The following is a 15,928-nucleotide window of genomic DNA, read 5'->3' as shown; positions in this document are numbered from 1 at the left end:
TAAACGATTATGACAAGAGAAGAAAAATCACTAGTAATTGAAGACTTAACTGCTCAGTTGGCTGAAAATGCTAATATCTATTTAGCTGATATTTCAGGTTTAGATGCAGGTACAACTTCGAATTTACGTAGAGCTTGTTTTAAAGCTAATGTATCATTAAAAGTAGTTAAGAATACACTTCTTGCTAAGGCAATGGAGAATTCTGATAAGGATTTTGGAGATTTACCAAGTACATTAAAAGGTAATACTTCAATAATGTTTGCTGAAACGGGTAATGCACCTGCTAAGGTTATTAAAGAATTTCGTAAGAAATCTGAAAAACCTTTATTAAAAGGAGCATTTGTAGAGGAAGCAGTATTTGTAGGTGATGAAAACTTAGACGCTTTAGTTAATATTAAGTCTAAGGAAGAAGTTATCGGAGATATTATTGGACTATTACAATCACCTGCTAAAAACGTAGTTTCTGCGTTAAAGTCAAGTGGAGGTAAACTTGCTGGTATCCTTAAAACATTATCCGAAAAAGAAGGATAATAATAGTAGTGTACGCACTTTTTAACAAATTATATTTCAATTAAAAAAAATTATTTAAAACGATAGAAAATGGCAGATTTAAAAGATTTCGCAGAACAATTGGTTAACTTAACAGTAAAAGAAGTTAATGAGTTAGCTGATATATTAAAAGAAGAATATGGTATTGAGCCTGCTGCTGCTGCAGTAGCTGTTGCTGCTGGTGGAGCTGGTGGTGGTGAAGCTGCAGAAGAAAAGTCAGAGTTTGATGTAATCCTTACTGCTGCTGGTGGTTCTAAATTAGCAGTTGTAAAACTTGTTAAAGAACTTACAGGTCTTGGTCTTAAAGACGCTAAAGAACTAGTTGATGGTGCTCCTAAACCTGTTAAGGAAGGAATAGCTAAAGACGAAGCAGAAGCTCTTAAAGCTCAATTAGAAGAGGCTGGAGCTGAGGTTGAGCTTAAGTAAGCTTACCATATATTGACATATAGGTTTAGACCCAGAGAAAATACTCTCTGTGGTCTAAACCGTTTTGCGTATATAAATGTTATGCATTATAATACGCGCATTTTTTAAAATTTTAATTTAATTCCGTCCATTGATGTTAGCAACGCAAACTGAAAGATTGAATTTCTCTTCTGTAAAGAATAGACCTGATTATCCTGATTTTTTAGATATTCAGATCAAATCCTTTCAGGATTTCTTTCAATTAGAAACCAAATCTGAAGAAAGAGGAAACGAAGGTCTATATAATACCTTCATGGAAAACTTCCCGATTACAGATACACGTAATCAATTTGTATTAGAATTTTTAGATTATTTCGTAGACCCTCCAAGATATGATCTTCAGGAGTGTATAGAAAGAGGTCTTACATACAGTGTGCCATTAAAGGCACGTCTGAAGTTATTCTGTACCGACCCAGAACACGAAGATTTTGAAACTATTGTTCAGGATGTGTATTTAGGTACAATTCCTTATATGACACCAAGTGGTACTTTTTGTATCAATGGTGCAGAACGAGTTGTTGTTTCTCAATTACACCGTTCTCCTGGGGTATTCTTTGGACAATCTTTCCATGCAAATGGAACAAAACTATATTCTGCAAGAGTAATTCCTTTTAAAGGTTCTTGGATAGAATTTGCTACCGATATTAATAGCGTTATGTACGCATATATCGATAGAAAGAAAAAATTACCGGTTACAACACTTTTCCGTGCTATTGGTTTTGAACGTGATAAAGATATTTTAGAAATATTTGACCTTGCAGAAGAAATAAAAGTTTCTAAGTCCGGATTAAAGAAAGTATTAGGTCGCAAACTGGCTGCTCGTGTGTTGAACACTTGGCATGAAGATTTTGTGGATGAAGATACTGGTGAGGTGGTATCAATTGAACGTAATGAGATTGTTTTGGATCGTGATACGATTCTTGATAAAGACCATCTTGATGAGATTATAGATGCAGGAGCAAAGACGATTTTACTTCATAAAGAAGATAATCAGAAAGGTGACTATGCAATAATCCATAATACTTTACAAAAAGACCCTACCAATTCTGAAAAAGAAGCGGTAGAACATATATACCGTCAGTTACGTAATGCAGAACCGCCAGATGAGGAGACTGCAAGAGGTATTATCGATAAATTATTCTTCTCTGACCAACGTTACAACCTTGGTGAAGTAGGTCGTTATAGAATGAATAAAAAACTGGGACTTGATATTGCAATGGATAAGCAAGTGCTTACCAAAGAAGATATTATTACCATTATAAAATATCTAATAGAGCTAATTAATTCTAAAGCTGAGATTGATGATATTGATCACCTGTCTAACCGTCGTGTTAGAACCGTAGGAGAGCAATTATCACAGCAGTTTGGAGTTGGTCTTGCTCGTATGGCTCGTACTATACGTGAACGTATGAATGTTAGAGATAATGAGGTATTTACACCAATTGATTTGATCAATGCCAAAACATTATCTTCTGTTATTAATTCGTTCTTTGGTACAAACCAATTATCTCAGTTTATGGATCAAACAAATCCATTAGCAGAGATTACTCATAAGCGTAGATTATCTGCCCTAGGGCCTGGTGGTTTATCAAGAGAGCGAGCTGGATTTGAGGTTCGTGATGTACATTATACTCATTATGGTCGTCTATGTCCAATTGAAACTCCTGAAGGACCAAATATTGGATTAATATCGTCATTAGCTGTTTTTGCTAAAGTTAACTCTATGGGGTTCTTAGAAACTCCATATCGAAAAGTTACTGATGGTAAAGTTGATATAGCAGAATATAGATATTTAAGTGCAGAAGAGGAAGAGGAGAAATTAATAGCACAAGCTAATATTCCTACTACCGAAGAAGGAAATATTACTAGTGAAAAAGTAATTGCCCGTATGGAAGGTGACTTCCCGGTAATTGATCCAACAAATGTAAATTATGCAGATGTTGCTCCTAATCAAATAGCTTCTATTTCTGCTTCATTGATTCCTTTCCTAGAGCATGATGATGCAAACCGTGCATTGATGGGATCTAACATGATGCGTCAGGCGGTACCATTATTAAGAGTTGACGCTCCAATCGTAGGTACAGGATTAGAACGTCAGGTAGCTTCAGATTCTCGTGTTTTAATTAATGCTGAAGGTGATGGAGTTGTAGAATATGTAGATGCACAGAAAATTACTATTAAGTACGATAGGACAGAGGAACAAAGAATGGTAAGTTTTGATGGAGATTCTAAAACTTACGAGTTAATAAAATTCCGAAAAACGAATCAAGGAACTAATATTAACCTTAAGCCTATTGTAAGCGTAGGTGATCGTGTTAAGAGAGGTGAGGTATTATGTCAGGGATATGCTACAGAAAAGGGAGAACTTGCTCTTGGTAGAAATATGAAAGTAGCCTTTATGCCTTGGAAAGGGTATAACTTTGAGGATGCAATTGTAATTTCTGAAAAAGTAGTAAGAGAAGATATATTTACTTCTATACATATAGATGAATATTCTCTTGAGGTTAGAGATACCAAATTAGGTAATGAAGAATTAACTAACGATATTCCAAATGTTTCTGAAGAGGCAACTAAAGACCTTGATGAAAATGGAATGATCCGTGTGGGTGCAGAAATTAAGCCAGGTGATATTCTTATAGGAAAGATTACTCCAAAAGGAGAAAGTGATCCTACTCCTGAAGAAAAACTTTTAAGAGCGATCTTTGGTGATAAAGCGGGAGATGTTAAAGATGCTTCTTTAAAAGCTTCTCCTTCTTTACATGGTGTTGTAATTGATAAAAAATTATTTGCACGTGCGATTAAAGATAAGAGAAAACGTTCTCAAGATAAGGAAGATATTGATATCTTAGAGAGATCTTATGATACTAAATTCGAGTTGTTAAAAACAGAATTAGTAGATAAATTATTTGCTATTGTTGGTGGAAAAACTTCTCAAGGGGTAATGAATGATCTTGGAGAAGAAGTACTTCCTAAAGGTAAAAAGTATACCCAAAAAATGCTTAATAGTGTTGATGATTATGCTCACCTTACTAAAGGAACTTGGACTACTGATGATCACTTAAATGTTATGGTAGCTGATCTTATTCATAACTTTAAGATTAAAGAAAATGATTTACAAGGTAATCTGCGAAGAGAGAAATTTACAATCTCTGTAGGAGATGAATTACCTTCAGGAATTATTAAACTTGCAAAAGTTTACATCGCTAAGAAACGTAAACTAAAAGTAGGTGATAAAATGGCAGGCCGTCACGGTAACAAAGGTATTGTTGCTCGTATTGTAAGAGAAGAAGATATGCCATTCTTAGAAGATGGAACACCAGTTGATATTGTATTAAATCCATTGGGAGTACCTTCTCGTATGAATATAGGTCAGATCTATGAAACTGTATTAGGATGGGCTGGACAAAAATTAAATAGAAAATTTGCTACTCCAATTTTTGATGGTGCATCTCTTGATCAAATCAACGGATTTACAGATGAAGCTGGAATTCCAAGATTTGGACATACATATTTATACGATGGAGGAACGGGAGACCGTTTCCATCAACCAGCTACCGTAGGTGTGATTTACATGCTTAAACTGGGTCACATGGTAGATGATAAAATGCACGCACGTTCTATTGGTCCATATTCATTGATTACTCAACAACCACTTGGTGGTAAAGCTCAGTTTGGTGGTCAGCGTTTTGGAGAAATGGAAGTTTGGGCGCTGGAAGCTTATGGTGCTTCTGCAACATTGCGTGAAATATTGACTGTAAAATCTGATGATGTTATAGGAAGAGCTAAAACATACGAAAGTATCGTTAAGGGTGAACCTATGCCAGAACCAGGATTACCAGAATCGTTTAATGTATTAATGCATGAATTAAAAGGTCTTGGTCTGGATATCAGATTAGAAGAATAATATAAAAATAACCAAACTGTCATCCTGAGCTCGTCAAAGGAGACAGTTTGTTATCAATGTATTATTCAATTTTAAATTACAATAATTCTTTAGCAACCATATATTATGGCAAGAAATAATGATAAGAATACAGTAAAGAGGTTTAATAAGATCTCTATAGGTTTAGCATCTCCTGAGTCAATTTTGGCAGCATCTAAGGGAGAGGTATTAAAACCCGAAACTATCAATTATCGTACTCACAAACCTGAGCGTGATGGTTTGTTCTGTGAGCGTATTTTTGGACCTGTAAAGGACTTTGAATGTGCTTGTGGTAAATATAAAAGAATTCGTTACAAAGGTATCGTTTGTGATCGATGTGGGGTAGAAGTTACCGAAAAGAAAGTTCGTAGAGATAGAGTAGGGCACATTAACTTAGTTGTTCCTGTGGCTCACATCTGGTATTTCCGTTCTTTACCAAATAAAATAGGATATTTACTAGGTCTTCCTTCTAAGAAGTTAGATATGATTATCTACTACGAACGTTATGTAGTAATTCAACCTGGTATCGCCAAAAATGAAGAGGGTGAAGCTGTACAGAAAATGGATTTCCTTACAGAAGAAGAGTATTTAAATATTTTAGATAGCCTTCCACAGGAAAATCTATATCTTGATGATACAGATCCGAATAAGTTCATTGCAAAGATGGGAGCAGAATGCCTTATCGAAATTTTAAGAAGAATCGACCTCGATGCCCTTTCTTATGAACTTAGACATAAAGCTAATAACGAAACATCTAAACAACGTAAAACTGAAGCATTAAAACGTCTTCAGGTTGTAGAGTCGTTCCGTGATGCTAATAAAAATAGAGAGAACAATCCAGAATGGATGGTACTTAAAGTTGTACCTGTAATTCCGCCAGAATTACGTCCTTTAGTACCATTAGATGGAGGTCGTTTTGCGACATCAGATTTAAATGATTTATACCGTAGAGTAATAATTCGTAACAACCGTTTGAAGCGTTTGATGGAAATCAAAGCTCCAGAAGTTATTTTGCGTAATGAAAAACGTATGCTTCAAGAATCTGTAGATTCATTATTTGATAATACGCGTAAAGCTTCTGCTGTTAAAACAGATTCTAACAGACCGTTAAAATCGTTATCTGATTCGTTAAAAGGTAAGCAAGGACGTTTCCGTCAAAACTTACTTGGTAAACGTGTGGATTATTCAGCACGTTCTGTTATTGTTGTAGGACCAGAATTGAAATTATTCGAATGTGGTCTTCCAAAGAATATGGCAGCCGAATTATACAAACCGTTTGTGATTAGAAAATTGATCGAACGTGGTATTGTAAAAACAGTAAAATCTGCTAAGAAAATTATAGATAGAAAAGAGCCAGTGGTTTGGGATATCTTGGAGAATGTCTTAAAAGGACATCCAGTATTATTAAACCGTGCTCCTACGCTTCACCGATTAGGAATTCAGGCATTTCAACCTAAACTTATTGAAGGTAAAGCGATACAATTACACCCATTAGTGTGTACTGCATTTAATGCCGATTTTGATGGAGATCAAATGGCAGTACATTTACCGCTTGGACCAGAAGCAATTTTAGAATCACAGTTGTTGATGTTAGCATCACACAATATTCTTAACCCTGCCAATGGGTCACCGGTAACAGTTCCTTCTCAGGATATGGTATTGGGTCTGTATTATATGACTAAATCACGTAGGTCTACTCCTGAGTTAGAAATTAAAGGTGAAGATCTTACGTTCTATTCTCCAGAAGAAGTTACTATTGCATATAACGAGAAGAGACTTGATATTAATGCTAATATTAAAGTTCGTACTAAAGATATCAATGAAGAAGGAGAAGTAGTAACTAAAATTATAGAAACTACAACAGGTCGTGTATTATTTAATGAGAAAGTTCCAGAAAAAGCAGGATATATTAATGAAGTACTAACGAAAAAATCACTAAGAGATATTATCGGAGGTATTTTGAAGGTAACAAGTGTTCCTGAAACAGCTGAATTCTTAGATGAAATCAAGACTTTAGGATATAACTTTGCATTCCAGGGTGGTTTATCATTTAGTTTAGGTGATATTATTATTCCTAAAGAGAAGCATACCATGATTGCTGATGCTAATGCTAAGGTAGATGATATTGTAGGGAACTATAACATGGGTCTGATCACTAATAATGAGCGTTATAATCAGGTTATTGATATATGGACGTCTACAAATGCAGAATTGACAGAATTATCGATGAAGCGTATTAGAGAAGATCAACAAGGATTTAACTCTGTATATATGATGCTTGATTCTGGAGCAAGGGGATCTAAAGAACAGATTCGACAGCTAACAGGAATGCGTGGATTGATGGCAAAACCTAAGAAAGCTAGTTCTGCTGGTGGAGAGATTATTGAAAATCCAATTCTTTCTAACTTTAAAGAAGGACTTTCTATTTTAGAATACTTTATCTCTACTCACGGTGCTCGTAAAGGTCTTGCAGATACAGCTCTTAAAACTGCAGATGCAGGATATTTAACACGTCGTTTGGTTGATGTTGCTCAAGATGTTATTGTTAATATAGAAGATTGTGGTACGCTTAGAGGTGTAGAAGTATCTCCATTAAAGAAAAATGAAGAGATTATAGAAGGACTTGCAGCTAGAATTGTAGGTAGAACTTCTCTACAAGATGTTATTAATCCGTTAACTCAGGAAGTATTAGCAGAAGCAGGTGTAGAGATTACCGATGAAGTTGCCAAGAATATTGAGAATTCTCCAGTAGAATCAGTAGAAGTTCGTTCTGCACTTACTTGTGAAGCTAAGAAAGGAATTTGTGTAAAATGTTATGGACGTAACCTTGCTACTGGTAAAACAGTACAACGAGGAGAGGCCGTAGGGGTTGTAGCAGCTCAATCTATTGGTGAACCGGGTACACAGCTTACTTTACGTACATTCCACGTAGGAGGTATTGCAGGTAACATTTCAGAAGAAAATCAACTGAAATCTAAATTTGCAGGTAAAGCTGAAATTGAAGAACTGAAGACAGTTAAAGGAGAAGATAATGATGGAAATGAGATCGATGTAGTAATTTCTCGTACATCAGAAATTAAAGTTATCGATCCAAAAACCAAGATTGTTTTAAGTACAAACTTAATTCCTTATGGTTCTCAGTTGTTTATTAAAGATGGTGATACGATCAAAACTGATCAGGTTGTTTGTCAATGGGATCCATATAATGGTGTAATCATTTCTGAATTTGCAGGTAGAGTTAAATATGAAAATATTGAACAAGGTATTACTTACCAGGTAGAGATAGATGAACAAACAGGATTCCAGGAAAAAGTAATTTCTGAATCTCGTGATAAGAAAAAGATACCAACACTTCATGTACTAGGTAAAGGAGATGAAGTATTACGTTCTTATAACCTACCAGTTGGAGCACACCTTATGGTGGATGATAATGATAAGATTGGTGTAGGTAAGATTTTAGTGAAAATCCCTCGTAAATCTGCTAAAGCAGGTGATATTACTGGAGGTCTTCCAAGAGTAACAGAGCTATTCGAAGCTCGTAACCCATCTAATCCTGCTGTGGTTAGTGAAATTGATGGTGTGGTTTCATTTGGAAAAATCAAACGTGGTAATAGAGAGATCATCGTAGAATCTAGAATAGGAGAGATTAAAAAGTATCTTGTAAAACTTTCGAATCAAATCCTTGTACAAGAGAATGATTATGTACGTGCAGGAATGCCATTATCAGATGGATCGATTACTCCAGAAGATATTCTTAAAATTAAAGGGCCTTCTGCTGTACAACAGTATTTGGTTAATGAAGTACAGGAAGTATATCGATTGCAAGGTGTGAAAATTAATGATAAACACTTTGAAGTTGTAGTTCGTCAGATGATGCGTAAAGTAAGAATTCAGGATCCGGGAGATACTATCTTCTTAGAAAATCAATTAGTACATAAAGCTGATTTTATTGAAGAGAATGATGAGATATTTGGAATGAAGGTAGTTGAAGATGCTGGAGATAGTGAGAACCTTAAACCAGGACAAATTATTTCTCCTCGTGATCTAAGAGATGAAAATTCTTCATTACGTAGAGATGATAAAAACTTAGTTACAGCAAGAGATGTTTCTCCTGCAACGGCTACTCCAATACTGCAAGGTATTACAAGAGCATCGCTACAGACTAAGTCATTTATTTCTGCGGCATCGTTCCAGGAAACGACAAAAGTATTAAATGAAGCTGCTGTAAGTGGTAAAATTGATACACTTGAAGGTCTTAAAGAAAATGTAATTGTTGGACATAGAATACCAGCAGGAACAGGGATGAGAGACTATGAAAGTATCATTGTTGGTTCGAATGATGAATTTGAAGAACGAATGGAACAACGACAAGAAGTTAATTATAATTAATAAGAAGAGCCTGCCTTTTTAGGCAGGCTTTCTTTTTTTATAGAAAGATGCTAAAATAAAATTAGTTATGGCAGATAAAAATAATCAGAAGCAAAATCAATTGAATATTGAATTGGATGAAGCTATCGCAGATGGGATATATAGTAATCTTGCTATTATAAATCACTCGGTTTCCGAATTTGTGGTTGACTTTGTAAATATTATGCCGGGTAGGCCTAAAAGCAAAGTGAAAAGTAGAATTATTTTGACTCCGCAGCACGCCAAAAGATTACTTAAGGCACTTAATGATAATGTAAATCGTTTTGAGGCTGCTCATGGAGAGATTAAAGATTATGAGCAAGCTCCTATTCCTATGAACTTTGGCCCTACAGGCGAAGCTTAATATTATCTATAGTTATATATAAAATTTAAAACCCTCCTAATACAGATTAGGAGGGTTTTTTATAGGTCTTTGTTATTTTATTGAAAAGTATTTAAAGCTAATTTTAGAATTCAGATGTAAAATGAAATTGTATCGAAGGATATTTTTGCTGAGTCATTTGAAGACTAAAAGAAGAATCTGCAAAAAAGACCAATTGATCTTGTTTATCCTTTGCTAAAAATTTACTTTTTACCCGTTTAAATTCTTTAAATTCTTCATTATTTATATCCGTCGGCTCAATCCAACAAGCTTTATGAACATTTAGATTTTCATAAGTACATTTGGCTCCATACTCATGTTCTAATCGATATTGAATCACTTCATATTGTAAAGCGCCCACGGTACCAATAACTTTTCTTCCATTCATTTCTAAAGTAAAAAGTTGAGCTACTCCTTCATCCATTAATTGATCAATACCTTTTGATAATTGTTTAGATTTCATTGGATCAGCATTATTGATATATCGAAAATGCTCTGGAGAGAAACTAGGTATACCCTTATAATGTAATACTTCACCTTTAGTAAGAGTATCTCCAATTTTAAAATTTCCTGTATCATGTAAGCCCACAATATCTCCTGGGTATGAAATATCAACAATTTCTTTTTTCTCAGCAAAAAAAGCATTTGGGCTTGAGAATTTAAGCTTTTTATTATGCCTTGTATGTAGATAAGGTACATTTCTTTCAAAAGTGCCTGATACAATTTTTATAAATGCCAGTCGATCTCTATGTTTAGGGTCCATATTAGCGTGAATTTTAAAAACAAACCCTGTAAAATCCTTCTCTTCAGGTTTTACTATCCTAATATCACTTTCTTTTGGTCTTGGAGGAGGTGCAATGGTTACAAAACAATCTAACAACTCTCTTACTCCAAAATTATTTAGAGCAGATCCAAAAAATACGGGCTGTAAATTTCCATTTTGATAATCTTCTTTTTCAAAAGAAGGATATATCCCTTCTACGAGTTCTAATTCTTCACGTAATGTATCCGCAGCTGTATCTCCAATTGTCGCATTGAGCTCCTGAGAAGACAAATCAGATATTTCTATAGTCTCTTCAATATTCTTTCTACTATCCCCGCTAAACAGATTGATGTTTTTCTCCCAAATGTTATAAATACCTTTAAAATCATAACCCATTCCAATAGGAAAACTTAAAGGGGTTACAGTTAGTCCTAATTTTTGTTCAATTTCATCAAGCAATTCAAAAGCATCTTTTCCTTCACGATCTAATTTGTTAATAAACACAATCATAGGAATATTTCTCATCCTACATACAGAAACTAGTTTTTCAGTTTGTTCCTCAACACCCTTTGCTACGTCAATAACAACAATAACGCTATCAACTGCAGTTAATGTTCTAAAAGTATCCTCAGCAAAATCCTTATGTCCAGGAGTATCTAGGATGTTAATCTTGATGTTTTTATATTCAAAAGCTAATACAGAAGTTGCTACAGATATACCACGTTGACGCTCAATTTCCATAAAATCACTTGTAGCACCTTTTTTGATTTTATTAGACTTTACTGCTCCAGCTTCTTGAATTGCTCCTCCAAAAAGTAATAATTTTTCTGTTAATGTAGTTTTACCTGCATCTGGGTGAGAGATAATTCCAAAAGTTCTTCTTCTTCCTATTTCGTCTGTAAATTTCATTTAATTGTATTATTTTTTTCAGATCTTATCTTATAGCCTTAATAGAATATATGATGCTCCCTTTTCAATGAATTTGGTATAGCTTGGCTTAATAAGGTTGCAAATATAGTACTAAAAATAGATAATCATGGTATATGACTTTTTTGAGTATATGTTTAAAAATAGAAGCTAAAATCATACAATAGTTCAAAAGACTATGTTTTTGGTCGATGAAAATTGATGTTATGTCAATTATCGTGTTTTTTGTCATAAAAATAAATGTTAAAGTTTTTATATTTATAGTAATTTGCTAATAATAAGGGTTTCTAAGAAGGCTGAAATGAATATGAATAGATTTTACTTCCTTTATTAACTTAGTGATAATGCTGTGTGTATTTATTAAATACAGATAGCAATTAAACAGAACCAACAAAGGATAATTCCTTTTAATTATAAAAATAACTTTGGCGAGCAGATGTTGTGCGAGATTTTAATTGTGCATTTAATCGATTAAAATTGGTGTTACATCGATATTATTAAGAAATTTTTCTTTAGAATGTTAAAATAAGAAGATTTATTTTCTTAATTTCGCAAACATTAACTTACGGTTTAACAGTAACTTATGTGTGGCTTATGTGTACCGTGTGTTTTGTTTGTAATATTTTGTAAACGATTTATGAGAACTAACCCTATTAAGTTTTCGTAGATGTTATAAATAATCGTCATATGAAAAAAAGTACTTTTACCTCAGATTTGTTGCCCTTGCGGCTATTAAATTTTCTTCGGATTTTTTTATCTAAAAAATCCTTGCTTAAGATTCCTAATATTGGCATAATAAAAAATCCTGCTGTAGTAGATATTATATGTCTACAACCTATTATTTAGCCTTCTATAGTGTTATATTTTACTAACCTACTTTATTCAAAGTGTAGCTTACTTATAATCAGCTAGTTTTTTGTCTATTAATGTTTCTTCTTATGCAGTTTATATCCAGATCTTTTTCGTATTTTAAGATAATACCTTTACTTTTTTTATTTTTTTCAGTTGAAGGCTATGCACAGAATTTATTGACAAACCCTGGTCTAGATGTTTCTGGAGTAGACTGTACGGCAGATAATGCTACAGATAGTGTAGCGCCTGATAGTTGGGGGCAAATATTTACTCCTGATAGGTCTACAGAGACACAAAGAGCATGGTTTGTAACCACAGCATCTAGACCTGCATCTCCTAATGGAGGTTGCTATTTTGGTTTTAGAGTTTTTGGGGCAAATCCCGAAGGGATATCACAAAATGTAACTGTTGTTGCAGGAACTCAATATACTTTTTCATTTGATTATCTTATTGAAACAAGACCTCTTCAGACGGCATGTACTCCCCAATTAGAACTTAGATTGGATGGAATAGTTGTTGGTACGGTTTCGGCTCCAAGTATAGAAAATGTATGGAGTAGACCAAGTGTTAGTTTTGTAGCTCCTTCAAGTGGAACTTTCTTACTTGAGTTTATTGCTTCAGGATCTTGTGCAAATACATGGAATTTTGTAGATGATTTAGCCCTTGAAGAGGCAGTTACCGATAATGATAGTGATAATGATGGGGTACCCGATGTTTCGGATGCTTGTCCAGGTTTTAATGATACAGTAGATAGTGACGGTGATAATGTACCTAATGGTTGTGATCTTGATGCAGATAATGATGGTATTTTAAATACAAATGAAAGTTTTAATTGTTCTTCAGCAGCTATTAACGTGGGTACAGCGCCTTCTGGAAATCAAAATGGTGTTGGGTTTATCAATGATATTTATGATTTTAATAGTGTAAATGTTGATGTAACTGCGGTTGCAAATCTTGTTAATGGAGGAGCTTTATCTCAACTTCAAGTTGAAAATGCAACTTCTTTGAGAATACAAGGGCAACAAGTAGATGATGGTATTGGAGAAACTGTTGTGTATACATTCACTTTTAGTGAACCTATTGCAGATGTTAAATTTAGATGGTCAGGTATAGATCAAGGGGATAGGGTTACGGTTAATGCTACAGGGCCAAATGTGCAAGCTATAAATATGAGTGATTTAATGAGCCCTACTGCTTTTCCTAATGGTGATTATACAACTACTTCTGGAGGTAACTCAAATATCATACTTAATAATAATAGTTTATCACCTACGATTACTTCTTATACTAATGGTTCTGGTGATACAACACTTAATTATTCGGATATAACAATTATAGGTCTTGTATCTTCTTTTGATGTTATTACCAGAAAACAAAGACAAGATGGTAATGTTGTAAATAATGGTAATGTAACATTTTTATTTTCTAGTTTTTCGTACTGTACATACATTGATACTGATGGAGATAATATCCCTAACCATTTGGACACAGATAGTGACGGCGATGGTTGTAGTGATGCAAACGAAGCTTATGATGATATTAATACCGATGGAGGTGATGGACAACAGTTTGGAGCAATAGATCCTGCTACTGTTAATTCATCGAATGGGCTTGTAACCGAGGCTGGAGTGGATTATTCAACAACATATAATACAGCTATCCTTTCTTCTTCAGAAAATATTTGTATTACCATTGCTAGTGTCAGTGATGCCAGTGAAACAGAAGGAACGGCTTTGGTCCATACGGTGACTTTAAGCAGTTCGAGTGTAGCAGCTTTAACTTTTCCTTTTAGTATTACTGATGTTACGGCTACAGTGACAGCTGATTATGATACCCCACCTACTTTTAGTAATGGAGTAACACTCAATGTTGCGGGAGATGGCGTTATTATCCCAGCCGGAGTAACGAGCTTTACAGTAACGAATGGCGGAGAAGAANCTGACTTAGTACATACCGTTACTTTAAGTAATGGTAGTTCAAGTATCACTAACTTCCCTTTTAGTATTACAGATGTTACGGCTACAGTGACAGCAGATTATGATACTCCACCTACTTTTAGTAATGGAGTAACACTCAATGTTGCGGGAGATGGCGTTATTGTTCCAGCCGGAGTAACGAGCTTTACAGTAACGAATGGCGGAGAAGAAGATACTATCGATGAGGCTGATGAGACGTATACCCTCAGTGTTGGGGGTACAACAGGTACAGGAACGATAGAAGATAATGATGGAGTTCCAACGATTGCCAGTGTGACTAGCGAATCAGAGACCGAAGGCACTGACTTAGTGCATACCGTTACTTTAAGTAATGGTAGTTCAAGTGTGACCAACTTCCCGTTTAGCATTACAGATGTTACAGCTACTGTGACAGCTGATTATGATACTCCACCTACTTTTAGTAATGGTGTAACACTCAATGTTGCCGGAGATGGAGTTATTGTTCCAGCCGGAGTAACGAGCTTTACAGTAACGAATGGCGGAGAAGAAGATACTATCGATGAGGCTGATGAGACCTATACATTAAGTGTTGGGGGTACAACAGGTACCGGAACGATAGAAGATAATGATAATGCACCGACGATTGCCAGTGTGACTAACGAATCAGAGACCGAAGGCACTGACTTAGTACATACCGTTACCTTAAGTAATGGTAGTTCAAGTGTGACTAACTTCCCTTTTAGTATTACTGATGTTACGGCTACAGTGACAGCTGATTATGATACCCCACCTACTTTTAGTAATGGTGTAACACTTAATGTTGCCGGAGATGGGGTTATTGTTCCAGCCGGAGTAACGAGTTTTACAGTAACGAATGGCGGAGAAGAAGATACTATCGATGAGGCTGATGAGACCTATACCCTCAGTGTTGGCGGTACAACCGGTACCGGAACGATAGAAGATAATGATGGAGTTCCAACCATTGCTAGTGTGACTAGCGAATCAGAGACGGAAGGCACTGACTTAGTGCATACCGTTACCTTGAGTAATGGGAGTTCAAGTATCACCAACTTCCCATTTAGTATTACTGATGTTACAGCTACAGTGACAGCTGATTATGATACTCCACCTACTTTTAGTAATGGAGTAACACTCAATGTTGCCGGAGATGGCGTTATTATCCCAGCCGGAGTAACGAGCTTTACAGTAACGAATGGCGGAGAAGAAGATACTATCGATGAGGCTGATGAGACCTATACCCTCAGTGTTGGCGGTACAACAGGTACCGGAACGATAGAAGATAATGATGGAGTTCCAACGATTGCCAGTGTGACTAGCGAATCAGAGACGGAAGGCACTGACTTAGTACATACCGTTACTTTAAGTAATGGTAGTTCAAGTATCACTAACTTCCCTTTTAGTATTACAGATGTTACGGCTACAGTGACAGCAGATTATGATACTCCACCTACTTTTAGTAATGGAGTAACACTCAATGTTGCGGGAGATGGCGTTATTATCCCAGCCGGAGTAACAAGCTTTACAGTAACGAATGGCGGAGAAGAAGATACTATCGATGAGGCTGATGAGACCTATACCCTCAGTGTTGGTGGTACAACAGGTACCGGAACGATAGAAGATAATGATAATGCACCGACTATTGCTAGTGTGACTAGCGAATCAGAGACGGAAGGCACTGACTTAGTACATACGGTTACTTTAAG

General features: G+C 35.4%; 6 protein-coding genes. 5 read left to right on the top strand and 1 reads right to left on the bottom strand.

Going from position 1 to position 15,928, the window contains the following annotated elements; all coding sequences use genetic code 11:
• Positions 1 to 9 precede the first annotated feature (9 nt).
• The 5 genes from rplJ to FOF46_RS23945 all read left to right on the top strand — a co-directional run bounded on the left by rplJ (position 10) and on the right by FOF46_RS23945 (position 9,707).
• Entirely contained in the window at positions 10 to 531 is a 522-nt protein-coding gene (gene rplJ, locus FOF46_RS23965; RefSeq protein WP_109434863.1) for a 50S ribosomal protein L10, read from the top strand.
• 69 nt (positions 532 to 600) lie between these two features.
• Positions 601 to 975: a 50S ribosomal protein L7/L12 gene (gene rplL, locus FOF46_RS23960; protein ID WP_109434864.1), complete on the top strand. Its 375-nt coding sequence runs from the start codon at positions 601 to 603 to the stop codon at positions 973 to 975.
• Between the two features lie 133 nt (positions 976 to 1,108).
• Positions 1,109 to 4,918 (top strand): DNA-directed RNA polymerase subunit beta, encoded by a 3,810-nt coding sequence (rpoB, locus tag FOF46_RS23955; RefSeq protein WP_109434865.1) that lies wholly within the window; start codon positions 1,109 to 1,111, stop codon positions 4,916 to 4,918.
• A gap of 105 nt (positions 4,919 to 5,023) precedes the next feature.
• Positions 5,024 to 9,325 carry a DNA-directed RNA polymerase subunit beta' gene (gene rpoC / locus FOF46_RS23950; protein ID WP_143918223.1) on the top strand — a complete coding sequence of 1,434 codons (4,302 nt, stop codon included), beginning with the start codon at positions 5,024 to 5,026 and terminating at the stop codon, positions 9,323 to 9,325.
• A 67-nt stretch (positions 9,326 to 9,392) separates the two neighbouring features.
• A complete protein-coding gene (locus tag FOF46_RS23945; RefSeq protein ID WP_109434867.1) occupies positions 9,393 to 9,707 on the top strand; it encodes a DUF3467 domain-containing protein in 315 nt (104 codons plus the stop codon).
• Between the two features lie 103 nt (positions 9,708 to 9,810).
• On the opposite strand, the gene FOF46_RS23940 is transcribed toward FOF46_RS23945, so the two are convergent.
• The gene (locus FOF46_RS23940; RefSeq protein WP_109434868.1) at positions 9,811 to 11,397 is read right to left on the bottom strand and encodes a peptide chain release factor 3; all 1,587 of its coding nucleotides are present in this window, start codon (positions 11,395 to 11,397) and stop codon (positions 9,811 to 9,813) included.
• Positions 11,398 to 15,928 lie beyond the last annotated feature (4,531 nt).

The sequence above is a fragment of the Aquimarina algiphila genome (assembly GCF_007489275.1).
GTDB classification, from domain to species: domain Bacteria; phylum Bacteroidota; class Bacteroidia; order Flavobacteriales; family Flavobacteriaceae; genus Aquimarina; species Aquimarina algiphila.
This window is presented reverse-complemented; position numbering and strand designations above follow the sequence as displayed.